Source organism: Mesorhizobium sp. M1312, from assembly GCF_040318115.1.
Lineage (GTDB): Bacteria > Pseudomonadota > Alphaproteobacteria > Rhizobiales > Rhizobiaceae > Mesorhizobium.
On record NZ_JAMYLQ010000004.1, the window covers coordinates 43,275 to 67,882 of the forward strand.

Genomic DNA, 24,608 nt, shown 5'->3' on the forward strand with positions numbered 1-24,608 from the left:
ATGGAAGGTTCCATAGTCAGCCGCAAGCAACTTCCGCGCGCCACTGAGATGCACGTAACCGCGCACGAGACCAAGCCGCGCATGCGGCGGCCGCTGCGCGAGCAGATGGACGCGCAGAGCTCCATTCATCAACTCCTCATCACCATCGCGAGGAGAAAACGATTCCTGCTCGCCATGGTGGTTCTGGGCGGTGTTTTGGCCGGGCTTGCGGGTTTGGCCGTCCCTGTCGGCTACGAGGCGAGTACGCAAGTTATCCTCGATGCTCCAAGCAGGAATGGGCCCGCCGGCGCGGAACCTGCTCCGGCAATGCTGGATGCCAGCATTGACGACAATATAACCATGCTCTTGTCGCAAGGAAATCTGCGTCGCGTGATGGCAGAGCTGCGCAAGACAGAGGCCGGCGGCACTGCCGAACAAGGTGATGCCGGAACTGGAAGTTCTCGTCCCGACCCTGCTCGCGGCGGCCGGTCGATTTTGCGCTCATTTGCAGACGGCCTCTTGGCCGGAATTTGGCCGCAAAGCAAGCCGGAAGCTGCGGATGCGGCTGAACTAAAGGCGTTGCGAAAGGGCATGAGGGTTGGGCAGGAACTGCGATCGAGAGTCATCAGCATAGGCTTTACCGATCCCGATCCGGCGCGAGCCGCCATGGTGGCTAATACGTTCGCCCGATTGTATATCGACGATCTCGCGAAGAGACGCCAGGCAGCGGACAGACTGGAACTCACCTCGATAGTCGCTGCCCTGCCGGGCGTACAACGCGATCTGGCAGAAGCGACCGATCGCCTGGAAAAGTATCGGCTGAGCCATGGTGCAGTCGACCAAGGTGCTGCGGACAACGCCGCCAAGGAGACAGCTGAACTGAGCCAGCAGATTTCCTTGTCGAAAGCGCATCTCTCCGCCACGGAATCTCGCCTTCAACATATTCAGGACCTGCGAAAGGAGGGGGCATCGGTCGCCTCGCTCGCTCAAGCCATCGGATCACCGGCGCTGGCCGACCTGGCGGCTCGCCAGGCCAATGACACGGCAGATAAAAATCTGAGCGATGCGATCAACCGCGAGATCGAACAAGACACCGCTCGTCTCGCTGCCGAAGCCAGCATCTACCGGGCCCAGATTGCAGCTCTGGAAAGCCGCAAGAATGTGCTCGACGCGGTTGTGGCCGATACAGCCGGCCGGCTGTCTGGGCTGCGTGCACTGGAGCCGCAGGTCAATATCTTGACGGAACGATACAACCAGCTTCTGGCCCAACAACAGGACTTGATACGGCGCATCGCAACTCCTTCGGCCGGAGTGTCGGTCCTTTCGGCGGCATGGCCGCCGACGGTTCCTAAGACCCTGTCGCCGATTTTCCTTATCCCACCCGGTATGGTTGTGTTCGGGCTTCTTGGCGGGGTCTTCGTTGTCATTCGCAACCGCCTCGATCAGACCTTGCGGGGCGAAGCCGAAGCTGAAGCAGCGCTCGGGGTTCCATGCTTGGGGCTGATACCACAAGCTGCCACAATGCACGCCAAACGGCTGAAGCAGCTGGTTTTAGCCCAGCAGAGGTCCAGATACAGCCGCGCCGTGACGTCCCTGCTTGTCGCCGCAGCAGCCAAGCAAGCGAGGGATCGCTCGTCGCACATCATTCTCGTAACGTCCAGCGTCCAGGATGATGGCAAGACCGAGCTTGCATGGAGCCTGGCCTTGGCAGCCACCCGACTGGGGGGCCGAGTGCTTTTCCTCGATCTTGACCGCACGGGCGCCCGCCTCACGAACGAATTCCTGGATGAATTCTCGGCGCTCAAGCCACACAACTTCTTCGGAGACTATGTGAGCGAACGCTGTGCCTTGCACGATGCAATCGCGGGAATGCCTGAAATCGGAATCGACTTCATGGCTCTCGCACCGTCGGAGGATCTGCTGGCGTTACTGTCCACGGTCGACAATTCCCTGTTCACGGATGAGCTGCACTCGAGCTACAGCATCGTCATCATAAATGGACCGCTGGGACTTGGAGGGCCGGAGGCCGGGCTTCTGACGGGCTGGGCTGATGCGGTTCTTTTCGCGGTTCGCTGGGGCAAGACGCGACGCAGCATCGCACGCGGTGTTTTGGAAACGCTCGCGAGCGATGCGTCAGTTACGGTCCCTGTGGGGAGCGTTCTCACGCAGGTTAATCTCAAGAAGCACGCCGGCTATCAGTTCGGGGACAGCGCTGATCTTTTGCTCGAGGAAACATCATGAGCGTCACAAGCGGACTTCGAAGCAACGATGGTTGCGGAAATCGCGCGGGTGTCGCCACGATCGGATTGGACCCATGATCATTGAACTCTTCGGACCGCCTGGATCCGGCAAGAGGACCTTCGCTCACGCCCTTGCCCGGCGACTGCGGGAGGAGGGGTACCACGCCAAGGTTGCCCTCAGTCACCGGCCTCGCGAGAGGGGATCGAGCGTCGATCTCGGGATCTTCCTGGCTATTTTCAGGATCATATCGGCAATATTCTCAACATCAAAAATCCTGCTTTCTCCGAGAGGCAGGATCAAGGATCTTTCAACGTCCCTTTCCATGATAAGAGTGATGCCGCCAGACAAAAGAATATGGCGGGCCCGGCTCTGGCAGCACATATTGAAGCTTTCGCGCCGCTGGGATGAGGCGAAGCAATCCAGAGATGTAATCATATTCGATCAGGGCTATGTCCAGGCGATTGCGTCGCTGGCAATGTTCAGTGGCACCGCAGACAAGGTCGCGCTCGCAAAGGCGCTCAGCCTCGCGCCCGCAGCTGATTTCACGCTCAGAGTTGTTGCACCACGTGCGATCGTGGAGACGCGTTTGCAGCAGCGGATGGAGCATGAAGCGCCTGCGGAGCGAATTTTCGAGGCAGATTTTGACACAAACATGCGCACTTTCGGGGTATTTCAAAGCATAAATGACATTCTCGTCGGGTCCGACCGAAAAATCATTCCGATCCACACTCTCAACGATCAGTCCTCGTTAGAAGGCATTCAGTGTGTTGAGCGGAAAATAATCTCGAAAATTTTGCAAGCCGGCGGTGGACCTGCGGCCAAAGGCAGCCAAGGCCATGAGATACTCGACGCTGACCACGACTGTAATGATATGAAGACCGCACGAGCTTCTGCGGCCTCTCTTGCCGCGGGGGATATAGTTTTGTCCCATAACGAAGACATGCGCCGGAGTCTCGGCTACGCCAGCATCTTCGCTCTTTTGATCTATATCGGTGGTGCGGGGTTGACCAGCTTGGCGCAGTTGTTGATTGCGCGCCTCGTCGGTTCCACCAGCTATGGCATCTATTCCTATGTCCTGGCCTGGACCTCCGTGCTTGGCTATCTTGCAACGCTTGGTTTCAATGTCTCCCTACTGCGCTTCGTGTCCGCCTACAGGGCAAACGGGCGGCTTGACCTGGCACATGGTGTCGTCAGGTTTGCTCTGCAAAGATCGCTGGCGGCGGCGACGCTGTTCGGCATGATCGGCGCCGCTTTGATCTTTTTCTTTTCAGATCCTTCTCACAAGGAACTTGAAATCAGCCAGCTCCTTGGCATGGCAGCAGTACCTTTGGTTACCGCCTCCGCGCTGGGTGCAGCACTTATTCGTGCCTTCGGCGGTGGTGTCTCAGCGCTGCTGCCGGAACGCATCGTGCGCGACGGCCTGTTGTTGATGTTGCTGGGAGTCGCGGCCTTTTCCGGATCATGGACCCTCAACGCACCCTTGGTGATGCAGGCGGTGCTGGCAAGTTCGGGCATTACGGTCGGGCTGGTGTTCATTATGGCGACAAGGTTTCAGCCGCCTGGCTTGCGGCAGACTCAGCCCAGCGATGCGTCGCATGAGTGGTGGGCGGCGGTTCCGCCAATCATGCTCATGGCCGGGCTCGATGTTTTCATCAGTCGGGCCGGGGTTATGGTGCTGGGCTGGACAGGTCATATTCGGGACGCGGGAATCTTCGCCTTGGGACTGAATGTGGCGTTGCTTGTGAGTCTTGCCCTCGTTGCCGTCGGCGTGATGTTTTCGCCAGCAGCGGCTGCCCTTCATACCCGAGGCGATCGGAAGGGTCTGCAGCAGCTATTTTCGCGAGCCGCCATACTTTCCTCTGCCGGCGCCATAGCGATGGCCGTCCCGCTGGTTGTGGTTGTTAAACCTCTCATGAACTGGTTCGGTGAGGATTTCAGCACAGGAGCACCCATCGCGCGGGTACTGATGCTCGGATATGTCTTTGTCGCGCTGTGCGGACCCCAGCTGAATCTCTTGACGATGACGGGAAACGAATGGGCAGCAGCCGCCGCCATGATCGTTGGCGCTGTCGCCGGCATCATCGGCTGTGCGGCAGGAATCGAGCTTTACGGTCCGCTGGGCGCGGCGGTAGGCCTGGCACTTGCATTGGCCGTTTGGAACGTGGCGATGGCGATCTATATCAGAAAACGACTGAAGATCATGCCTGCGCTGATCTTTGCACTAGCGTCGTTCAGAACAGGCACAGTCGACAGCCGGCCAAGGTATTGGTTCTTGCGCTGATCGCGCGAGAGTATCGCCACTAAGGGGTTCGACCCCATGATCATTGAGATCTTCGGACCGACCGGATCTGGCAAGACAACGTTTGCTCACGCGCTTGCCCGGCGACTGCGCGGGGATGGATACCACGCCAAGGTTGTCCTCAGTTACCAGCCTAGCACCAGGGGAGGGAGGTTCGATTTCGGAATCTTCCTGTTCATTTCCAGAATTATGGCTGCGATATTTTCAACTTCAAAAATATTGCTTTCTCCGAGAGGCAGAATGAATCTTTCGACGTCCCTTTCCATGATCAGAATGCTTCCGCCAAAAAAACGAATATGGCGGGCCCGGCTCTGGCAATATCTATTGAAGCTTTCGCGCTGCTGGGATCAAGCGAAGCAATCTAGAGATGTAGAAATATTCGATCAGGGCTATGTCCAAGCGATTGCGTCGCTCGCAATGTCCAACGGAACCGCAGACAATGTCGCGCTTGCAAAGGCGCTCAGCCTAGCGCCAGTCGCCGATATCACGCTCCGAGTTGTGGTGCCACAAGCGATCGTGGAGACACGCTTGCTGCAGCGGATGGAGCATGAACCGCCTGCAGAGCGAATTTTCGAGCCAGATTTCGATACGAGCATGCGCGCTTTTGGGATGTTTCAAACCATAAATGACATCCTCATGCAATCGAATCGAAAAAATTCCAATCGAAACGCTCAACAACCAATCATCGTTAGAGAGCATTCAGTCAGTCGAGCAGGAGATAATTACGAAGATCTTGCAGACCGGAGGTGGACCAGCGGCCAAACGCGGCCAAACGCAGCCATGAAAGGCTCGACGCTGACGCAAGCGATATTGAAGATTGCAGCGGTCCGAGAAGTCCCACCCGATTCTCCGCGACCTCTGTTGCTCCAGCGGACATAGTTTTGCCCTAAACGAAGACATGGACCGGAGCCTCGGCTACGCCAGCGTCTTCGCTCTTTGACCTCATCTATATCGGTGGTGCGGGGTTGACCAGCTTGGGCGCAGTTGTTGATTGCGCTGTAGTCAGGTTTGCTCTGCAAAGATCGCTGGCGGCGGCGACACTGTTCGGCATGATCCGCCGCTCTGACCTTTTCTTTTCAGATCCTGCCCGCAAGGAACTTGAAATCAGCCAGATTCTTGGCATGGCAGCAGTGCAACTGTTGGCCCCAAGCGTCAGCGACGGGTCTCTAATGGGACAACACGTTCAAATCGAATTCGAAGGGCAACCGGTTGCCTGAATCCTGGTGGATGCCGGCGCCCGGATCCCGAAAAGCGCCAACCGGTTTTCAGGAAAGATCATGGTAAAAAACAAGTGAGAGTTCCATCCCAATATTATCGGGATGGAACATGCTCTAGGCGGCGGCCTTTATGGCAAGACCGAAATGCGGCCCAGAAGAGCCACCAGTTCCGCCTGACGTCTCGTTTCGGTCTTGGCGAACAGCGAGGCAAGCTGGGAGCGGATCGTGGTGCGGCTGAGGCGCCAACTGCGAGCGATCTCCAACGGCGCATCGCCCTGAGCCAAGCGCAGCGCAAGGTGCGTTTCCGCGCTCGTCAATCCAAACATCTTTTGCAGCGTCTGAGGATTTGGCCCCGACCTGTTCTCACGGTCCAGCAATGCCACAATGCTCGTTCCGTCAGGAGCGACAAGGCCGTTTTCTTTCAGTATCACCGGCCTGTCGCCTCTGCTGCGGATCACCACCCAAGACAGTGAACCCGGCAGGAAATTAGCCGGAACATTTGCGATCAGTCGCCTTAAGGCTATCGAAAGTTCACTGGCTGTATCAGCCGCTTCGCCCTGGCGCTCCAGCGTAGTTTGAGCGGCTGCGTTCCATTCGACTACTTTTCTTTCGCGGTTCAGTACGAGATAACCACAGCCGATGCGGTCAAGCATGCCGGTGATGGATTCCAGGCTGCGTCTTCTTGGTTCCTCGACCCCTGTGTCCGGTCGATCTGATGCACGAGCTAAAGGATAGGCATATGTGGGTCGCATCATCTGCGCGTCGGGATTATACTTGGTCCCTATTGTAATGTATCGTTTGCCCGCAACGACATCGCTGTGTCTATCGATCAGAGTCATTTTTCAAGCTCCCCAAAGTTTCACGGCCCGAAATAAGTTGTTCGGGATTTACAAACAGTCTTGTATGCATAGGGCTCGCAAATACGGGCCCTATTACGTTGAAACTCGATATATTCTGAGGAGTTCTGACCAAGTCATGCCTCCCCCCGTCTGATAAAATGCGCGCTGGGATAGTGGTATGGCAATCCTGCAGTCGTACTAGGTTGTACGTTTTTTGCTCTAGTCTCGACGGCCTAGTCAAAAGGTTGTAGTCTACGCCCATGAACTCGCAGTCGCGCAGGTCGGATTCGAACCCATCAGGCAGACTGCTAACTCATATGGCCTCCGCGTTGGTACTGGCGGCTACACTGATATTTGAAACAAAAGCGTCGGTATATATTGGGGAAGGTTCGAGTTTTCTGGAATTTATTCCAGCTATTATCATCATTTCCTACCTTGAAGACCGTGGGCCTGCGCTTGCGGCGACAATCTTGATGGTGGCTGCCGGCCTGTGGGCACGAAGCACCCTGCATGGTCAGATCTCCAGCGAGGATTGGGCGCGCGCCATTCTGCTTGTGGTTTCGGGCGGCGTGATTGCCATGACTTTTCATCGGCTGCGGCAGGACCTGAGTGAGCTGCTGGAAGTAGCAGAAGCCAGACTCGCTGCCGTCGAAGCTACCGAAAGCCGCTACCGTTGGGCTTTCGAACGCGCCGCCATGGGATTCGCAAACACCAACGAGAGAGGTGAGCTGCTGCAATCCAACAGACGCCTCAGCGAGATGACTGGCTACGAGGAGGAGGAGCTTGCCCAATTGCGGCTCGAGACACTCGTTCATCCGGACGACCGTGATGCCTTGGAGCAGTTGCTGGCGGGCCTGGGTAACGACTCTGCTTCGTTCGCTTCGGAGGTGCGTCTGTTAAGAAAGAACGGATCGGCATTCTGGGCGCGGCTAACCCTATCTTCATCCGTGCCCGACGGGGTTCTCTCAGAGAGCATCTTCGTGGTGGTCGACGATATCTCGGAACGACGAGCCGTACACGAAGCGCTTCGGGCTCAGAAGGAGTGGCTTGATCTCGCTTTGTCTGCTGGACGCCTGGCCACGTGGCGGATCGACCTGAAAGACGAGATCGTCACCGGCTCGGGCACGTTCTGGGACATTCTCGGCCTGCCCCCGGCCGCTAGCCGCCGTTTGGACGAACTGTCAGCCGTCGTTCATCCGGCGGACTGGCCAAAGCTGGTAGCATCGAGAAAGCTCGCATCCGTCATGAACTACGACGTCGAGATTCGCGTCCGACGACCTGACGGACATATCCGCTGGGTTGCCTTGCGCGGAAGGGAAGAGAAATACGATGATCGTCTACAGCGGCTCGGCGTGGCCGCCGACCTGACCGAGCGACGACAAACCACGCTGCTGCGCGCCGCGGCAAAGAAGCGGGAGCGCATTATGCTCGAACAACGCCACAGGTTCAGCAACCTGTTCCCTGTGATCACGGCGTTGGTGAACATGGTCGATGTTCCCGAGAACAATGTCGCCAGGTACAAGGAGACGCTCATCGACCGGATTCGTGCGCTCGAAGCAACGCATCTGCTGCTTTCACGCAACGGCAATGCGTCGGGGATGCTCCACGATCTCGTTGTTCAGGAGTTGCAGCCGTATATGGGAACACGCGACATATCGGTCAGCGGTCCTTCCGTTGTGATATCAGGCGGCGCCGCCGAAAGCTTTGGGATGGTTGTTCACGAGCTTGCGACCAATTCCTTGAAACATGGAGCGCTTGGCGATTCAAAAGGCCGGATCGAGGTAAATTGGACGTTCGCGTCTGAAGACGCAGGTAGTGACATCGTGTTCGAGTGGGTGGAATCGGGGCGGCGGCGGACTTCAAAAATTGTCCGTCATGGTTTCGGTTCCATGATAATCGGAGTGGATGGGGCGCCGCTTGTCGGTTACTCGCCCAAGTTGGAAATGTCGGATCACGGGCTGCGATATTCGCTGCGGCTGTCGCGCAAGGAAATCGGCCCATAACGCATTGGCGCAAAAGCCGGGCTCGTTTCTAGACGCCATAATGCGTAGATTCAAAATTTTAGAGCGCCCCTTGCGTGTCCAAAAGGACGCGGTGCTTTAGTTGATATCCCTCGTTAGCCAGCTCTTCAGCATAACGGCAGCCTCTGTCCGATTCCGTACCCCAAGCTCACGCAGAACCGCAGCGGCATGGATTTTCGTCGTCGCTTCGGCGATTTCCAGATCGCGCGCAATTTCCTTATTCGAATACCCTTCCGCCATCAGTTTGAGGACCTCCTTTTGCCTTGAGGTCAGCCTGCCAAGATTGCCACTGGTGGTACGTCGGTGTGGGATATGCTCGGAGGGAGTAGGTACGTGGGTTGCTTGCGCGGCACCGGGGCGCGACAGAAGTGCAGGGACATAGATGCGGCCCGAGAGGATTTCGTTGACGGCCATCACGACCTCCTCGTCTCTCTGCGACTTTACGATATAGCCGTGAAGGCCGATCGACAGAGCCGTGAGTATCTCCGAGCGTGAATCATTCCCGGAAACGATCGCAAAACGTGTATCCGGATAAGCCGACAGAATGCCGCTGAGCACTTCCTGATTGAACAATCCCGGCATGTTCAGGTCCAGGATCGCCAGATCAACTGACGCCTGTTCCGCCAGCAGACTGAGTACGGCATCGAAACACGACGCCTCAAATATTTCCACACCTGGAATGCCTGCGGTCAGTGCCAATCGCAAGCCACGACGATACAAGCCGTGATCGTCGGCGATGACGATTCGATACATTGAACTACCCCAACGAATCCTGGAATGATTGAACGGTGATGGCCTTAAAGTCGTGGCCGACCACTCGTCGATTCATCCAGTCAACACCTGCGATGCCCCAACACCGCAAGCGTCAGATTGCTAATATAATCCTAAATAACCGGAAACGCTCCTCTTATTTTTGAAACCCGCGAACGGAGCCCGCCGACCTGTCGAATATCCGTTCTCAGCCTCCAAGACCCATGTCCCAACAGCTCGCGTTGATGCCGATACCGCGCAATCGCCGGGTTGTCGTAGGTCGTTCCGGCGATTGATGGATGCTAGGCTCATTGTAAGCACTCATTCGGGTTTTGTCGGTCTTGTGGCCCCAAGCTGATCGGCCAAGAACTGATCGCTGAAGCGCGCTCGGAGCCTGCCTCTGTGACAGGCGCCAGCCTTCGTCGATCAGCACGGTTATTGAATACCAGAATGTCTGAATCGCTACCATTCGAATGCACGACGACATCCCCCCCGACGGCCACATACCATCTAGCTACAATGTCCGGATCAGGGCCGGCGGGAAACCTCACCGGTCCTTTAAGAGAACAAGAACGCGGCTTTACCGGATCCTGTGGCTGTAACGATGGCGTTCAGGTCGAGTGAACATGGGAGGACCAGATGAAAGCAGTGATTCAATGTGGTGGAATGGGGACCCGCCTTCGCCCCTTCACATCGATCTTGCCGAAACCGCTCATGCCGATCGGTGCTCGACCGGTTCTTGAGATGCTTCTGAAATGGCTGCGACGCAATGGCATCCAAGAGGTCTACATCACAACCGGGTATCTCGGCCACTTGATCCGCACCGTATGCGGAGATGGCTCGCAGTGGAACCTGAAAATTCGATACACGCAAGAAATGGAGCCGCTCGGCACCATCGGACCGCTCTCCTTGATCAGAGACGAGCTGACAGAACCATTCATAGTCCTCAACGGCGATGTCCTTACCGATCTAAGTCTCAGTCGATTTGTGGCAGCGCACCGCAAGCACACCGATCCGGTGACGATCGCCACAGCCTGCCGCCTGATCAAGATGGACTTCGGCGTCATAGACGAAGTCGACAACACCGTGCAGGTCTTTCGCGAGAAACCGACGCTTTCGCACCTGGTCAGCATGGGAATCTACTGCATGAATCCAGACGTTCTGCAGTTTATTCCATCTGGCATTCCCTTCGGGTTTGACGACCTGATGCTGCAGATGATGCAGAACGGTACAACTGTCCACGTGTACAAGCATGATGGTCTCTGGCTCGATATCGGGCGCGTCGACGATTTCCAGAATGCACAAGCCATTTCCTGGGAAGACCAGTCGGCCTCGATCGAGGTCACTGCCACGGCCGCATGACGAGATCGCCAAGCCGATCCCACAGTCCAACAGTCTAGGAGGTTATGATGCTCTTGGTCAGTGCCCCAATTTTGGGTGTGCCGGAGAAGGCAGCTTTGTCCAAGGTCATCGATAGCGGTTGGCTGACCATGGGAGAGCAGGTGAGAGCCTTTGAAGAGGCTTTTGCCCACATGCATGGTGCAGAGGATTGCGTCGCGGTAAGTTCTTGTACGGCAGCGCTTCATCTCATTCTACATGCACTCGGTATCGGACCAGGCGACGAAGTGCTGGTCCCGTCAATGACCTTCGTGGCGACCGCAAACGCGGTTCTCTACGTCGGTGCCACTCCGGTCTTTGTCGATATCGAGTCGGCCGACGTGCCGCTGATGTCGATCGTGGAAGCTGAAGCGCGATGCACCGCGCGCACCAAGGCGGTCATTCTCGTACATTTCGCCGGCTATCTCGCCAATCGCGAAGAATGGCAGAAGTTCGCTCGAGCCCGAGGGCTGCAGATCATCGAGGACGCCGCGCATGCGCCGGGCCTCAAGGAGGTAGGTACATTTGGTGCCGCGGCCGCCTTCAGCTTCTATGGCAACAAGAATATGACCACGGCGGAAGGTGGAGCCGTGATTGCCCGAGATCCCAGGCTGCTTGAGACAATCCGCCAGGCTCGTGGGCACGGCATGACCACGGGGACACATCAGAGGCTGAACAGTCGCACGCCGCAGTACGATGTCACCATGCTCGGATTCAACTATCGCATGGATGAAATGCGCGCTGCAATCGGACTGGTCCAGCTGCAGAATTTGCAGGAGTGGAACGAGATCAGGCGTATTCTGGTCATGCTGTATCGACGTCTGATCGCAAAACATTGTCCGGCCGTGACAGTTCCGTTCCACGAGCCGCGGACGTCCGCCTATCATATCATGCCTGTCCTTTTGCCGCGTTATGCTGATAGGCAAGACGTCATCGATGAATTGCGCAGGCAAGGAATACAAACCACCATCCATTATCCGCCGGTGCACCAGATGACGCTCTATCGCGAGCTTTTCCCAGGCACATATTTGCCGCGGACTGAGGACTTTGCCCAGCGTGAGCTCACGGTGCCACTGCATCCCCAGATCACCGCGCCTGTCGTCGAATCAGTGGCTGCCGCTCTTGCCGCTGCAGTCCACAGTTGCGCCCAAGCAGGAACAGCAGCATGAATGCCTTGGATTTATCCATTCATCGATCTGTTGTCTCAAGGGCCGCCCATGGGTTTGCGAGACGAGCAATTGATCTCGTGATCGCTACAGCAGCCGCCATAGTCTTCGCTCCGCTGATGCTGGTGATCGCCCTGGCGCTTTTACTGGAAGGCGGCCGGCCAATCTTCTTTACGCAGACCCGCGTGGGTGCCGGTGGGCGGCCGTTCCGCATTTACAAGTTCCGCAAATTCGCGGTGCGATGCGATCCGGGCGGCTTGGCGCTGACCATGGCCGGCGACAGCCGCATGACGAGAATAGGCCGGTTCCTCGCCCTCACCAAGTTCGACGAGCTCCCGCAACTGTGGAATGTCTTTAGAGGCGAGATGGCAATTGTCGGGCCGCGGCCGGAGAGCCTTGTCTTTGCCGATTGTTTCCGTGGTGGCTTTGAGGCTGTTCTGCAATACAAGCCGGGCTTGTTGGGTCCGGCCCAGGTTCTCTTCCGGCATGAGGCCAAATTCTATCCGCAATCCGCGGATCCGATGCAGTTCTACCGCGAGGTTCTGTTTCCTGCCAAGGCCAGGATCGACCTCTCCTACTATCCGCAGCGGACGATCGCCGCTGACATCATCTGGATGATGCGCGGCTTTCTGGCGGTTCTCGGTTTGGTCTCGCGGCCGCCGATCGGCCTGGTTTCGCCGCCACCAATCGGCATGTGAGACCATGCTTGGCATGGCCACGCTCTGGTGAATTCGCAAGGTCAGCGCTTCACGTCATAGGGGGTACGTTTAGTCATGAACTACAGGGGTAGGAAAGTTCTGGTAACGGGTGCTGATGGGTTCATCGGGTCGCATCTCACCGAAGCGCTCGTTCGTAGTGGGGCGGATGTCACAGCGCTCGCCCTCTACAATTCCTTCGACAGTCATGGTTGGCTGGATGATTTGCCGGACACCATTCGAACCCAGCTGAACCTCGTCCGCGGCGACGTTCGCGACAGCGCGTTCCTGAGCCGGATCATGCGTGGCCAGGCCGTTGTGTTTCATCTCGCTGCACTCATCGCGATTCCATACTCATACGCGGCCGCCCAATCCTATGTGGAGACTAACATCCTGGGCACAGTGAATGTCCTCGAAGCGGCGCGGCAATGGGAGACAGAGCGTGTGGTGCACACCTCGACCAGCGAGGTCTATGGCACCGCACAGACCATGCCTATCCGCGAATCCCATCCGCTGCAGGGCCAGTCACCCTATTCGGCATCCAAGATCGGCGCGGACATGATGGCAGAGTCCTACGCCAGGTCGTTCGACGTCCCGGTCGTGATTTTGCGGCCGTTCAATACCTACGGCCCACGTCAGAGTGAGCGGGCCATCGTGCCGACCATCATAAGGCAGGCTCTCGACAAAAATTGCCCGGCGATCATGGTCGGGGACACAAGTCCGGTCCGCGACCTTACTTTTGTGGAAGACACTGCGGCGGCATTCCTGACCGCAGGTTCGGCCGAGCTCGAATTCGGCCATGCCTACAATGCCGGAAGCCAGCGCGCTGTGACGGTCTCGGACGTCTTGGATCTGGTGCTCGAGTTGAGCGGCTCCAAAAAACCGGTCCACCGCGACGAACGCCGTCTGCGGCCGCAGAATTCCGAAGTCCGTGCCTTGCTAGCCGATTCTTCGCAACTCGAGACGAAGACCGGATGGCGGGCGCAGACCAGCCTGCGGGAAGGATTGGAGCGAACCATCGGATGGTGGCAGGCGCGCCTCAGCGAAGGCCGCGTACGCCGCGAAATGGGCTATATGACATGACCTTCTACCAGCGTGCATCGGCTCTGCTGTTGATTGCCGTTGCGATGTCGTTGGGTCTGCCCGCGGCCGGAAGCCGGCAAAGCAGCGAGCAGACACAATTTGTCGCGCCGGTGACGATGGATCTGCCCGACTATCTGCGCCAAGTGACGGATCCGGCGTTTGGGACGATCTTCACGCGCATTACCAAGCCAGGAGCGCTTGGCAATGGTGTCGCGTGCGAGAACAAGTATTGCAGCCACCGTTATTCGAGTGCTCAAGCTTGGAATTCAGACCAGAGCCTTCTCGTCATCACCAATGGCTGTAGCGGCGGCATGTGCTTTTTCGACGGGCACACATATGCCCCGCTGTTCCGTCGCGCTCGATCGACTGAATGCGAATGGCACCCTGAAAACGCCGCTCTGATGATCTGCGTTCAGGGACGGCAAGTATCAACCTGGGCGCCACGGACCAATCGCGAAGACGTCCTGTTTGTTTCGACCGAGCATCACGATTTCCATTTCGGACCGGGCAAGGGCAACCCAAGCCGTGACGGTGACCGCATAGCCGTGCGCGCGGTGCGTAAGGATGGCGATGCGGTGGTCTTTGCTTACGATCTCAAGCAGCGGCGGAAATTCCCGGACATCGAACTTGAGCATATTGGCGGAACCAACGGCACCTGCTCGATTTCTCCGCTCGGAACCAACATTCTATGCCTTCAGGAGATAACAAGAGGCGTCGAACAGGGCTTCATTTTCAGTGTCGAGGGCACTTTGCTACAAAGGTGGGTGGAACATCACCGGCCCGGACACGGCGATATGACAGTCGATGAAGACGGCAGCGAAGTCTATGTCGGCATCAGCAAGTCCGATCCGGACAAGTTTCAGGTGATCAAGCGAAGGCTGTCCGACGGCAGGGTCACCCCGCTTACGAAATATGGCGAAGCTATGCATGCATCTCTGCGTGCGCTGGACAGGCCTGGCTGGGTGTTCCTGACCTATGGCGGCGATCCGGACGAAATATCGGCTCACCTGGACTGGGCGCCATATGCACAGGAAGTGATCGCGCTGCGCATCGATGGCAGTGGCGAGGTTCGCCGCATCGCACAAACGAGAAGCACTCAGTTAGACTATCGAAGCGAGAGTCACGCCTCGCCGTCGCCTGACGGCTCGCAGGTAATCTGGTCGAGCAACTGGGGCGTGGCCGGCGGGCCAGTCTACGACTTCGTCTCCCGTGTCGATTGGCCGGAAGAGTCGACGTTGAACCGGAAGGAGATTGTCACCAATGGTCTTCACTAATCGAATCCTACTTGCCGCGCTTGGCATCCTGACTGCGATGGGTATGGCCGCCGCAGCGGAGACGCGGGTCGCATATCGACTTTCCGCCGGCGATACCGTCGAGATAGGAATCGCCTCCATCCCGGAACGGACGCAACGTGTCATGGTTCAAATGGACGGCACGATCGCGCTTCCCGAAGTCGGCATGGTTTCGGTCGGCGGCCTCACTCCCGCCGAATTGCAGACACGCATGGAGACGATCTTGACTACCAAGATATTTCACCAGCGTCTGCCCGATGGGCGGGAGCAAATGATCGTCGTCAAGCCGAGCGACGTCACCGCCGTGATCGCAGAGTATCGCCCGATCTATGTGACCGGCGACGTGCTCACTCCCGGACAGCAGGCCTACCGACCGCTCATGACCGTGCGGCAGGCGATCGCCGTGTCTGGGGGGTTCAGCCTCCTGCGGTCGCGGGCAAACCAGGTTGGCCCAGATCCGGTGGATCTGCGGCGTGACTATGAATCGGCCTGGGGGGAGTACACCAGAGACTATTTTCATAGCGCCCGCCTGCGCGCCGAACTTCAGAACCAGGCGAATTTCGACATGAAGGCACCACAAGGGTCACCCTTGTCGGCCGCTTTCGTTTCGGCAATCACCCAGGCTGAAGCAGAAGGGCTCAAGATCTCGCTGGACAACTTCCAGCAGGAGCAAAGCTACCTTGAACAAAGTGCCAAGGCTGCTGCGGCGCAGATCGAGGTGCTGCTCAAGCGCGAGAAGGCCGAAGCCGAGGCAGTGAAAGCGGACGAGGAAGACCTGGCACGAATAACGAAAGTGCATAAAGCAGGCAATCTGACCAACGATAGACTCGCCGATGTCCGGCGCGGTGTGATTCTCTCTTCCAGCCGGGCGCTCGAAACGTCGGTTGAGCTCATGAGAACACGACGCCAGCAGGATGATTTTGTCAGGCAGCGCGAGCGCAATGACAACCTGAGAAGGATGGCTCTTTTGACTGAGCTGAAGGATACCAACGTGCGTCTTGCCGACATCACCGCAAGACTTCGCGCCGCCAGCCAAAAGTTGCAGCCCACGGGGGCGTCTGCCCAGCCACTGCCGGTTGCCGGCGAGACCATCCAGGCTCAGGTCACGATCATCCGCAAGGTCGGTGAGGAATGGCGCAAACAGCCGGCCGGAGAAGACACCGAGGTATCACCGGGTGACACGATAGAGGTAAGGTTCAGCAGCGGTCTCGAGACCGCCGCGACCCGATAGACTGCTGCACCTTGTTCTGTCGCGATTGCCGATTGCGTTACTGTCTGAAAGCTCTGGAAACCTGGTCGGTAAAGGGTTTCAGCAAGTAGGACCATACATTGCGCTCGTCGGTGCGTATGTGAACTTCGGCGGGCATGCCGGGTTTGAGGATTTTCGCTCCCGTCAAGCAGGTCGCCGCATTTTCGACGTTGATGCGTGCCGAAAAGTACGAAAGCTGGCGTTGCTGATCTTTGATCAGATCTGCAGAGATGCGGTTGACCGAACCTTGGCAAACAGGTGTCGTCCCTGCGTCGAAAGCCGGAAAGCGAATTGAAACCCGCTGTCCAGGACGTACATCATCGATACGCTCTGGAGAAACGAGCGCATCCACGACCAGGTTGTCGGTATCGGGCACAATCATCATGAGCACTTCTCCGGGGGCAATCACGCCTCCGATGGTGTGGGTTGAGGATTCTTGTACCGTTCCCGACTGTGGAGCGCGAATATCTGTCCTGGCGAGTTCGTCTTCCGCCACGACCTTGCGCTCATTGAGTTCAGTCTGCTTGGCTTCCGTTTCGCGCAGTTCGCTCGTTACCTCGCTCCGCATTTGCTCATCGAGCTGAAGCACCTGCAGGTCAGTTTCACTGATGCGCGCTTGAACCTCCGCGATTGCTGCGACAAGCCGTCCTGACTCGCCGCGAGTCCGGCTCTTCTCCAAGCTGATAGTGCTCAGCCTCTCTTTAGAGACCAACTTCTTTGAGTAGAGAGACTCGACGTCAGCAAGGTTCAGCGTCAGCAGGTCCAAGGACTCATCCATCGCCGCCTGCTGCGCTTTGAGGCCATCGATCTGACGTTCCAATTGCTTCGAGCGGCTTTGCAACTGTGCCTTCTGGCCAGCTAGCGCCGCGGCACGGCTTTCGAACACGGCGCGTTCGCCACGGACAAGTGACGCCAGTTGCGGGTCGCCCATCCGGGCCCGAACGGTGGGTGGAAGTTGCATTTCCGGCAGGCCCTGTCGCTCGGCCTCCAGCCGCGCCAGGCGAATGGTGGCGCGGTCGAGATCCTCGCTGACTATCTGCAGGTTTGCTCGTGTCAACGTGTCGTTCAGCCTGACCAACACATCGCCGGCACGCACATGGTCCCCGTCCTTGGCGAAGATGCCGCCGACGGTGCCGCCGGTCTGATGCTGGACTTTTTTTATGTTGCTTTCGACCACTACGGTGGCGGGCGCAATCACCGCGCCGGCAATCTTGGTCAATCCCAGCCAGAGTCCTCCGCCGAAGATCAACAGCAAGGTGGTCGCCAGGCCCAGGATCAGATTGGCCCTGATACCATCCGGCTCTTCGATTGGATTGGTCCCGGTCTCTTGGCTTGCGTCTTGGCTTACGCGAGCGACAGGAGCAAATGATGACAGGGTCACAGCAGACACGGAGCAAGACCTAAAGAGACGTGACAGGGTCACGGCAGACACGGAGCAAGACCTCAAGAGACGTAGCAACACCTCACGCATGGCCGCTTGCACCTTGCTGCAACGGGACGACACTATTTTGCCGCGGGAAGGGCCGGACAACATTTGCCAGAACGTCTTCGCGCGAGCCAAATGAATGGAGCATGCCATTCGACAAGACGAGCACCTGGTCGATGTTGACGAGAGCTGACGGACGATGCGCAACAACAATCGCGATGCCGCCACGCTCGCGCACGGTCAGGATTGCCCCAGCCAGGGCAACATCGCCATCTGCATCCAGATTGGAATTTGGTTCGTCGAGAACGACAAGGAATGGATCGCCATAAAGCGCCCTGGCGAGCCCGACGAGCTGCCTCTGCCCAGCCGACAGGGCCGCTCCGCCTTCACCGATGCGCGTTTGGAAACCTTCCGGCAGCCGCATGATCATCTTGTCCACGCCAGCAGCCTTGGCGGCTGCTAGCACGCCCTTTGCGTCACTCTTGCCGCCGAACCTTGAGATGTTGTCTGCGATCGTTCCGTCGAACAGTTCGACGTCCTGCGGCAGGTAGCCGATATGGGTGCCGAGCAGCTCCGAATTCCATTGATCGAGCGAGGCGCCGTCCAACCTTACCGTTCCGCGAAGCGGCTTCCATGCCCCGACCAACGCACGCACGAGCGTCGTTTTGCCAGAGCCGCTCGGGCCGACGATCGCCAACCCCGCGCCGCTCGACAGGCGAAAGCTTACATTGACGAGCGTTGGTCTCTGCAGACTTGGCGGCGCGACCGTCAGTTCCTCGACCGCAAGCTGTGTCTGTGGGCGCGGCAGCTCCATAGGGTCTTTCTGGCTACCGAAAGCATCCAACGCTGCCGCCAGATCGGTATAGCTTCGCCGGGTGGCCAGAAATCCTCTCCAGTTTGCGATTGCCACATCGACCGGCGCCAATGAGCGGCCCAGCAATATGGACGATGCGATGATCACGCCGGGCGAAGCCTCGCCGCCGATCACAAGGTAGGCACCAAGCCCCAGTACGGAGGACTGCAGGGCCATTCGGAGTGTCTTCGACAATGAACTCGCTGCGCCAACGACATCGGAGAGCTGTTCCTGGTTCTTGAGGTAAAGATGGCTGATCTCATTCCAGCGCCGACCGAGCTGAGCGGAAAGGCCCATCGCCTGGACAACCTCCGCATTGCGGCGGCCGGAATCGGCAAGAAGCCGCTGTGCCACGAGCGTTTCAGATGCCCGCGCGGCGGGTTTGCGGGCAACGACTTCCGCGACTACCGTCAAAAGTACGACAGCAGCCGCGCCGAGGGTTGCCAACACACCAAGCGAAGGGTGCAGCAGATAGATGACCACCATATAAAACGGAATCCAGGGAGCGTCGAAGACGACCGTCGGTCCCAGTCCGGAAAGAAAGCCGCGCAACTGGTCCAGATCGCGAAGCGGCTGCACCCGGTTCGCATCCTGCCCAGCAGTAAGCGGTAGGGAAAGCGAGGCAGCAAACGCCTTTTGCTGCAGATCTCTGTGCAGGCGGCTGCCGATGCGGACCAACAGGCGAAGCCTGACGAAATCGAGGAGGCCATAGACAGCGTAGAGGCCAAGCATCCCGATCGTAAATCCGATGAGAGTCGGAATGCTCTGCGAAGGCAGCACGCGATCGTAGATCTGGAGCATGTAGACGGAGCCGGTCAGGGCGAGAACGTTTATCACTGCCGAGAAAACGCCGACGCCAACCAGTCCATGCATTGAGCCGAACATAGCGGAACGTAGATCGGGCGAGCGCCCTTGCGTTGACTTCATGATCTGCGATCTTTCGTGCGAAATTGCCGCGCGAACGTATTGGTCATGTCGGTGATGGGTAAACCCTCTTGCCTTGCGGGAAGCGGCTACTTTCCGTTAGCCACTGAAACATTACGTTTTGCTTACGTATGTGCCTTTTGATTAAAATGTAGCAAAATCGTGACGCAGGGCCGAGAATTCGGGAATTGGCTTTGCAAGGTTGGGGATAACCGGGCTGGGAACCCGGCTATTTCCAATGATGAGACAATATTCCCAACCATGCGACAGATAAGAGGCTCATGATCACCTTTTGTTGCATCGTGTCTTCAAAGCCTAGGGCGGCGACTGTTTTTCGATTTGCCCATCGAGAATTTAATGAATTCGAGATACACTTAATTGGGACGGAATTGTCGGACAACGGCACCGGCAATGTCAGGAAGGCGGGTCTGTCATGAGCGAAGAGATCAGTGTCGCCGAAGCCTACAGCAAAGGCCGCACCATCTTCATGGGGCTGGAGTTGCTCATCGCGCCCGGTGCGCTCGTTCCCCGGCCGGAGACGGAGTTGCTTGGCACGACCGCTCTTGATGTTCTGAGTCAAATGAACCTGCCGGCGCCACACGTTGTCGATATGTGCTGCGGGGCCGGCAATCTGGCGTGCGCCATCGCGCACTACGCTCCCACCGCGCGTGTCTGGGCGAGCGATCTTACCGATGGATGCGTTGAAGTCGCGCGCCGCAACGTCGCCCATCACGGCATGGCGGATCGCGTGTCCGTGCTTCAGGGCGACTTGTTCAATGCTTTCTCGGGCTTAGAGCTTGATGGTACGATGGACGTGATCGTCTGCAATCCGCCCTACATTTCGGAAAAGCGGCTTGAGGGCGACCGCGCGCATCTGACGGAGCTCGAGCCGCGTGAAGCCTTTGCGGCCGGCCCCTACGGCCTGAGCATCCATATGCGGGTGATCAAGGATGCGCCGCGATACTTGCGGCGCGGAGGCATCCTGCTCTTCGAGGTCGGCCTCGGCCAGGACCGGCAGGTCATCAGTCTGCTGGAGCGTTCCAAGGCTTACGAGAACATCCGCGCGGTCACGAACGAAGCCGGCGAGGGCAGGGTGGTTGTGGGACATACCACGTCGCAAGCATGAGCCATGCCGCGACTGCGGCAGGCTCGGTGGCGCTGCCGGCGGCGTAAAACAGCGCTAGAGCAATTCCAGGAAAAGTGTGAAACGGTTTTCCGTCCGGAATTACGCAAAACAAAGAGATAGAGCGGTTCGGCGTTTCCGTGAAACGATGAACCGGTCTAGCCAGATGTCGGCAATCAGTTTTGCTTGCGGAGAACATATTGCGCAATTCCTTGGATGGAATCGAGGTTCTCCGGCAGGAGCTCGCTGTCTTCGACAGTGATGCCGAAGGTCTCCTCGATAAAGCCGATAACCTCGAGTACCCCTGTCGAGTCGACGATGCCTTGGTCGAGAAGGGACGCGTTGCTCTCCAGAGCATCCGCGTCGGCTATGTAGAAATTCGACGCCAGGAAAGCGCGAATCTGGTCCTTGCAGGTCTCGGCTCTATCCTTGGTAGACAACATTGAATCCTCCTCCGATACAAAAGATGAATGCTGATCAATTTCATCCAGAAACTGCCTCATGACAGGGCCGTTTTTTTGAGTTTGCCCGTGTCTGTCATCGGTAGGCTGGGTACGATTACGATGGACTTCGGAACCATGAAGTTTTCCAATCGTCTCTGGCATTCTTTCTGCAACTGCCTTTCGCCGACGATCCTTCCTTGCTCGATCACGACGAAGGCTTTCACAGCTTGTCCGAGCAACTCGTCCGGAACGCCGATGACCGCGGCTTCCCGCACACCCGGAATATCCAGCAGCGCGTTTTCCACCTCCTTCGGCGCTATCTTCTCTCCTCGCGACTTTATGATCTCATCGCCGCGACCGATGAAGTAGAGGTAGCCTTCCGCGTCCATCCGGCAGTAGTCGCCGGTGTACAAGACCTGCTCGCCCGGCAACGGGCCGGGTTTGAGTTTTCTGGCCGTGGCTTCCGGCTTGCCCCAATAGCCCTTCATCACCGTCGCCCCGCGGATGACGAGTTGGCCAACGACATCAGGACCGACCGGCTTGTCATGCTCGTCGACAATCCACATTTCCGTGTTCGGGATGGCGACCCCGACGCTCAATGGCTTTCGCTCAAGGTCTTCCGGCGGCAGATAGGTGCAGCGCTTGCATTCGGTGAGGCCATACATTGAATAGATGCGCGCATCCGGAAACAGGTCCTGAAGCATGAGAATGTGCTTGAGCGGCAGGGCAGCCGCAGTGTTCGTGACGTAGCGAATGCTCGAAAAATCGTGGTCTTTCAGCGTCTTGAGGTCCGAGAGTGCGGCGAAGATGGTCGGCACGCCGGGAAAACCTGTCACCCTCTCTTGCTTGATCAATCCGAGGATCTGCGCCGGGAAAGCGAACGAGCGTTCAAGCACCAGCCGAGCGCCAGTGCGAAACGCCATGATCATCTGATACAGGCCGTAATCGAAGGCGAGAGGCAAGACGTTGAGGATCACCTCGTCTTCGCACAGCTTCAGGTATGAAGCGATCGACGTGCACGCGGCAGTCATGTTCCTGTGCGTCAGCATCACGCCCTTGGGTTCGCCTGTCGATCCGGACGTGTAGATGATGGCAGCGAGATCGATATCGATGCAGCGGCGCGCCGGTGGTGCGCTGCCGTCGACGGCAACCACGGTGTCCCAGCGCACGGCGTGCGGCAATCCTGTCAGCTCGGCGTCGATGATCGGCCCGGAGACGATCACCCGGCGCAATGACGGGCAGTTGCGTGCCGGCTCTGTAAAGATCGAGTGCAGGTGCCTGTCCGTGATCAGTGCCGTCGGTCGGCAATCGTTGAGCAGGTAATCAAGCTTGTCGCTCTTGGTAAGCGGATTGACGATGCACACCACGGCGTTCGCCTTGAGCACCGCCCAGAAGGCGACGACCGTCTCGACAGTGTTGTCGGCGAAGATCATCACGCGATCGCCGCGTGCAACCCCAGCCGCGGCCAGATGTTGCGCGACGGCGTTCGAGCGCGCTTCGAGCTCGCCATAGGTGACACGTTGCCCGCCGCACACCAGCGCCACCTTCTCACCGACCCGGCTGGCGGCGTGGGTGAGGTAGTCATGCAGCAGGGGTACGGCGCCATGCATCATGCCGGCACCTCTTCGCGATGCTCGCGGTCAACGTCGACGCTGAGCTCGCCTAAGCGGACCCCACCGGGACGGCTTGCGACAAACTGCTGGTGAAGGATCTGGGTTGACAGCACGCCGACCAGCGCCATGTTGTCGGAGTTGGACAGATCGCCGTCGTTCGCCCTGTATCGACACTTGTCCAGCAGGCGCGTGACCGACTTCGGATCGAAAACGTTTGCCTCGCGCAACGCCGTCTCCGAAAGCGCTTCGCGGACATAGGCCGGAGCATCGTCGGCAACGAAGCAAAGCGCGTTGGGCGCCCGGTACGGCTGCTTCTTGCGGGCCACGATTTCCGACGGCACGATTGGTTCCGCCACCCGCTTCAACACGTGCTTTTCGTCGAGGACGCGCAGCTTGTAGGCAGCCGGAAGCGAATTCGCGAGCGTCACGAGTTCATCGTCCAGGAACGGGAAGCGCCCCTCGACGGAGTGGGCCATGAGCATCCTGTCCCCTTGCGAAGAAAGCAGGTATCCCGACATCAGCGTCTGGATCTCGATATACTGGTCCTGCGCAAGCGAGCCCCATCGCGAAAACTCCGCGGGCAGGCGGGCGATCAGCTCGGGCACGGCATTGCGGCGCTCGGACTCGGCGCGCATGTCGGCGGAGAACAATCGCTTGATGGCGCTGGTGGTGCGCCAGCGTGTGTCATGCGCAAAGCCGGGCGTGTCATAGGCCTGGATATCGCGCCCGAAGAACTGGCGCGCCATTGCTTGCTGATGTACCGGCGAGCGGCTGAGATAGGGATACAGGCGCTCCAGCAGCCGTGAGCGTCGTGTCGATGCGGGCTGGCATCCCCAAAAGCGGCGGACCTTGCCTTCGCGGAACAAGTCATAGCCAGCGAACATTTCGTCAGCTCCTTCGCCGGTCAGCACGACCTTGATGCCGTGTTCTCGCACCAGCCTAGAGAGCAGGAACAGCGGCGCAGGCGCGGTCCTCAGGATTGGACGCTCGGTGTGGTAGATCACCTCGGGAAAGATCTCGGCGATGTCGCTGCGCGAAACCACCACCTCATGGTGCTCGCTCCCGGTCGCGCCGGCGACCAGGCGCTGGAAACGGGTCTCGTCATACTCGGCGTCGGCAAAACGCAGGGAGAAAGTCTGGAACCGCTCGCCCGCGTAGCGCTTTCCCAGCGTGGCGACTAGCGAGCTGTCGAGCCCGCCCGAAAGATAACAGCCGACCGGCACGTCGGCTTGCACAATCCTGAGCGCCGTCGCAGCCTCCAGGGCGCCGCGCACCTCCTCCACCGCGTCGTTGAGCGAGCCGGTGAATTCGTCACGACGGGGATCGGAAATTTCGGGATAGCAAGGCTTCCAGAAGGCCCGCTCGCGAACGGTGCCATTGTCGTAAATGCGGACATGCCCCGGGGTGAGTTCGCTGATCCCCTGAAACACGCCTTGCGGCGGCACGACTGTCCAGAGCGTGAAAGTCTGATCGATGCCGGCTGGATCGAAGGCACGGGGTATGTCCATGTCGGCCGCGAAAATGGCTTTCACTTCGCTGGCAAAGTAAAGGCGGCCCCCATGCTCGCAGAATTGCAAGGGGCAGATGCCAAACCGATCGCGCGATAACACGAGACGACCCGCCACGGAGTCCCAGATTGCGACCGCCCATTGCCCATTCATCCGCTCGAAGGCAGCCTCGCCCCACGCGCGATAGGCATGGACGATGACCTCTGTGTCGCTATGGGTGCGGAAGCGGTGGCCGAGGGCGATCAACTTTTCACGCAGCTCGAGGTAGTTGAAGATCTCGCCGTTGAAGACGATCCACGTCGTATCGCCCGCGTCCGCGAGTGGCTGCTGGCCGTTGGAGAGATCGACGACGGACAGGCGGGCATGCGCCAATCCCGCGCGTTTGTCGCGGTAAAGGCCGCGCTCGTCAGGGCCGCGATGCGCGAGTGCGCCCACCATGCGCATCAGTGCCTCGCGCGAAGGAGGCGCCGCGTAGGCGCTTAGCGAGACGATTCCGGCGATGCCGCACAT

The 24,608-nt window shown here is 58.4% G+C and carries 19 protein-coding genes; 12 read left to right on the top strand and 7 right to left on the bottom strand.

Features of this window, described 5'->3' with window-relative positions:
• The 4 genes from NKH36_RS07150 (at window position 1) to NKH36_RS07165 (ending at window position 5,736) form a co-directional block, all read left to right on the top strand.
• Complete coding sequence (locus NKH36_RS07150; RefSeq protein WP_352958279.1) at window positions 1-2,220, top strand: GumC family protein; 2,220 nt, start codon at window positions 1-3, stop codon at window positions 2,218-2,220.
• 73 nt (window positions 2,221-2,293) lie between these two features.
• Window positions 2,294-4,501 carry a lipopolysaccharide biosynthesis protein gene (locus NKH36_RS07155; protein ID WP_352958278.1) on the top strand — a complete coding sequence of 736 codons (2,208 nt, stop codon included), beginning with the start codon at window positions 2,294-2,296 and terminating at the stop codon, window positions 4,499-4,501.
• A gap of 36 nt (window positions 4,502-4,537) precedes the next feature.
• Complete coding sequence (locus tag NKH36_RS07160) at window positions 4,538-5,398, top strand: P-loop NTPase family protein (RefSeq protein ID WP_352958277.1); 861 nt, start codon at window positions 4,538-4,540, stop codon at window positions 5,396-5,398.
• A 95-nt stretch (window positions 5,399-5,493) separates the two neighbouring features.
• Entirely contained in the window at window positions 5,494-5,736 is a 243-nt protein-coding gene (locus tag NKH36_RS07165; protein ID WP_352960945.1) for a hypothetical protein, read from the top strand.
• A 128-nt stretch (window positions 5,737-5,864) separates the two neighbouring features.
• Here the strand turns inward: NKH36_RS07165 and NKH36_RS07170 are convergent, their stop codons facing one another.
• Window positions 5,865-6,575 (bottom strand): helix-turn-helix transcriptional regulator, encoded by a 711-nt coding sequence (locus tag NKH36_RS07170; RefSeq protein WP_352958274.1) that lies wholly within the window; start codon window positions 6,573-6,575, stop codon window positions 5,865-5,867.
• A 317-nt stretch (window positions 6,576-6,892) separates the two neighbouring features.
• On the opposite strand from NKH36_RS07170, the gene NKH36_RS07175 reads away from it, so the two are divergent.
• Window positions 6,893-8,578 (top strand): PAS domain S-box protein, encoded by a 1,686-nt coding sequence (locus NKH36_RS07175; protein ID WP_352958272.1) that lies wholly within the window; start codon window positions 6,893-6,895, stop codon window positions 8,576-8,578.
• A 96-nt stretch (window positions 8,579-8,674) separates the two neighbouring features.
• On the opposite strand, the gene NKH36_RS07180 is transcribed toward NKH36_RS07175, so the two are convergent.
• Window positions 8,675-9,349, bottom strand: coding sequence for a LuxR C-terminal-related transcriptional regulator (locus NKH36_RS07180; RefSeq protein ID WP_352958271.1), 675 nt, complete (start codon window positions 9,347-9,349; stop codon window positions 8,675-8,677).
• A 636-nt stretch (window positions 9,350-9,985) separates the two neighbouring features.
• On the opposite strand from NKH36_RS07180, the gene NKH36_RS07185 reads away from it, so the two are divergent.
• The 6 genes from NKH36_RS07185 (at window position 9,986) to NKH36_RS07210 (ending at window position 16,190) form a co-directional block, all read left to right on the top strand.
• The gene (locus NKH36_RS07185) at window positions 9,986-10,708 is read left to right on the top strand and encodes a nucleotidyltransferase family protein (protein ID WP_352953271.1); all 723 of its coding nucleotides are present in this window, start codon (window positions 9,986-9,988) and stop codon (window positions 10,706-10,708) included.
• 47 nt (window positions 10,709-10,755) lie between these two features.
• Window positions 10,756-11,892 (top strand): DegT/DnrJ/EryC1/StrS family aminotransferase, encoded by a 1,137-nt coding sequence (locus NKH36_RS07190; protein WP_352958269.1) that lies wholly within the window; start codon window positions 10,756-10,758, stop codon window positions 11,890-11,892.
• The gene (locus NKH36_RS07195; RefSeq protein WP_352958267.1) at window positions 11,889-12,587 is read left to right on the top strand and encodes a sugar transferase; all 699 of its coding nucleotides are present in this window, start codon (window positions 11,889-11,891) and stop codon (window positions 12,585-12,587) included. The genes NKH36_RS07190 and NKH36_RS07195 overlap by 4 nt, the downstream gene beginning before the upstream one ends.
• A gap of 75 nt (window positions 12,588-12,662) precedes the next feature.
• Window positions 12,663-13,667, top strand: a complete 1,005-nt coding sequence (locus NKH36_RS07200) for an SDR family NAD(P)-dependent oxidoreductase (protein WP_352958265.1) — start codon at window positions 12,663-12,665, stop codon at window positions 13,665-13,667.
• The gene (locus tag NKH36_RS07205) at window positions 13,664-14,941 is read left to right on the top strand and encodes a hypothetical protein (RefSeq protein WP_352958264.1); all 1,278 of its coding nucleotides are present in this window, start codon (window positions 13,664-13,666) and stop codon (window positions 14,939-14,941) included. Before NKH36_RS07200 ends, NKH36_RS07205 begins: the two co-directional genes overlap by 4 nt.
• Entirely contained in the window at window positions 14,928-16,190 is a 1,263-nt protein-coding gene (locus NKH36_RS07210; protein ID WP_352958262.1) for a polysaccharide biosynthesis/export family protein, read from the top strand. The genes NKH36_RS07205 and NKH36_RS07210 overlap by 14 nt, the downstream gene beginning before the upstream one ends.
• 37 nt (window positions 16,191-16,227) lie before the next feature.
• On the opposite strand, the gene NKH36_RS07215 is transcribed toward NKH36_RS07210, so the two are convergent.
• The gene (locus tag NKH36_RS07215) at window positions 16,228-17,583 is read right to left on the bottom strand and encodes an HlyD family type I secretion periplasmic adaptor subunit (protein WP_352958327.1); all 1,356 of its coding nucleotides are present in this window, start codon (window positions 17,581-17,583) and stop codon (window positions 16,228-16,230) included.
• Window positions 17,584-17,671: 88 nt separating this feature from the next.
• Window positions 17,672-19,414 (bottom strand): type I secretion system permease/ATPase, encoded by a 1,743-nt coding sequence (locus NKH36_RS07220; RefSeq protein ID WP_352958261.1) that lies wholly within the window; start codon window positions 19,412-19,414, stop codon window positions 17,672-17,674.
• Between the two features lie 430 nt (window positions 19,415-19,844).
• Here NKH36_RS07220 and NKH36_RS07225 point away from each other — a divergent pair, with 430 nt between their 5' ends.
• Window positions 19,845-20,537, top strand: a complete 693-nt coding sequence (locus tag NKH36_RS07225; protein WP_352958260.1) for a N5-glutamine methyltransferase family protein — start codon at window positions 19,845-19,847, stop codon at window positions 20,535-20,537.
• 173 nt (window positions 20,538-20,710) lie between these two features.
• Here the strand turns inward: NKH36_RS07225 and NKH36_RS07230 are convergent, their stop codons facing one another.
• Genes NKH36_RS07230 through asnB form a run of 3 tightly spaced genes read right to left on the bottom strand, consistent with a single transcriptional unit; the run spans window position 20,711 to window position 24,608 of the window.
• Window positions 20,711-20,977 (bottom strand): acyl carrier protein, encoded by a 267-nt coding sequence (locus NKH36_RS07230; protein ID WP_352958258.1) that lies wholly within the window; start codon window positions 20,975-20,977, stop codon window positions 20,711-20,713.
• A gap of 56 nt (window positions 20,978-21,033) precedes the next feature.
• Window positions 21,034-22,590, bottom strand: coding sequence for a class I adenylate-forming enzyme family protein (locus tag NKH36_RS07235; protein WP_352958257.1), 1,557 nt, complete (start codon window positions 22,588-22,590; stop codon window positions 21,034-21,036).
• Window positions 22,587-24,608 carry an asparagine synthase (glutamine-hydrolyzing) gene (gene asnB, locus NKH36_RS07240; protein ID WP_352958256.1) on the bottom strand — a complete coding sequence of 674 codons (2,022 nt, stop codon included), beginning with the start codon at window positions 24,606-24,608 and terminating at the stop codon, window positions 22,587-22,589. Before asnB ends, NKH36_RS07235 begins: the two co-directional genes overlap by 4 nt.

Excerpts from the sequence above, each read along its gene's own strand:
- NKH36_RS07150 (WP_352958279.1), top strand. The coding sequence starts at position 1 with ATGGAAGGTTCCATAGTCAGCCGCAAGCAACTTCCGCGCGCCACTGAG.
- NKH36_RS07155 (WP_352958278.1), top strand. The coding sequence starts at position 2,294 with ATGATCATTGAACTCTTCGGACCGCCTGGATCCGGCAAGAGGACCTTC.
- NKH36_RS07160 (WP_352958277.1), top strand. The coding sequence starts at position 4,538 with ATGATCATTGAGATCTTCGGACCGACCGGATCTGGCAAGACAACGTTT.
- NKH36_RS07170 (WP_352958274.1), bottom strand. The coding sequence starts at position 6,575 with ATGACTCTGATCGATAGACACAGCGATGTCGTTGCGGGCAAACGATAC.
- NKH36_RS07175 (WP_352958272.1), top strand. The coding sequence starts at position 6,893 with ATGGCCTCCGCGTTGGTACTGGCGGCTACACTGATATTTGAAACAAAA.
- NKH36_RS07180 (WP_352958271.1), bottom strand. The coding sequence starts at position 9,349 with ATGTATCGAATCGTCATCGCCGACGATCACGGCTTGTATCGTCGTGGC.
- NKH36_RS07185 (WP_352953271.1), top strand. The coding sequence starts at position 9,986 with ATGAAAGCAGTGATTCAATGTGGTGGAATGGGGACCCGCCTTCGCCCC.
- NKH36_RS07190 (WP_352958269.1), top strand. The coding sequence starts at position 10,756 with ATGCTCTTGGTCAGTGCCCCAATTTTGGGTGTGCCGGAGAAGGCAGCT.
- NKH36_RS07195 (WP_352958267.1), top strand. The coding sequence starts at position 11,889 with ATGAATGCCTTGGATTTATCCATTCATCGATCTGTTGTCTCAAGGGCC.
- NKH36_RS07200 (WP_352958265.1), top strand. The coding sequence starts at position 12,663 with ATGAACTACAGGGGTAGGAAAGTTCTGGTAACGGGTGCTGATGGGTTC.
- NKH36_RS07205 (WP_352958264.1), top strand. The coding sequence starts at position 13,664 with ATGACCTTCTACCAGCGTGCATCGGCTCTGCTGTTGATTGCCGTTGCG.
- NKH36_RS07210 (WP_352958262.1), top strand. The coding sequence starts at position 14,928 with ATGGTCTTCACTAATCGAATCCTACTTGCCGCGCTTGGCATCCTGACT.
- NKH36_RS07220 (WP_352958261.1), bottom strand. The coding sequence starts at position 19,414 with ATGAAGTCAACGCAAGGGCGCTCGCCCGATCTACGTTCCGCTATGTTC.
- NKH36_RS07225 (WP_352958260.1), top strand. The coding sequence starts at position 19,845 with ATGAGCGAAGAGATCAGTGTCGCCGAAGCCTACAGCAAAGGCCGCACC.
- NKH36_RS07230 (WP_352958258.1), bottom strand. The coding sequence starts at position 20,977 with ATGTTGTCTACCAAGGATAGAGCCGAGACCTGCAAGGACCAGATTCGC.
- NKH36_RS07235 (WP_352958257.1), bottom strand. The coding sequence starts at position 22,590 with ATGATGCATGGCGCCGTACCCCTGCTGCATGACTACCTCACCCACGCC.
- asnB (WP_352958256.1), bottom strand. The coding sequence starts at position 24,608 with ATGTGCGGCATCGCCGGAATCGTCTCGCTAAGCGCCTACGCGGCGCCT.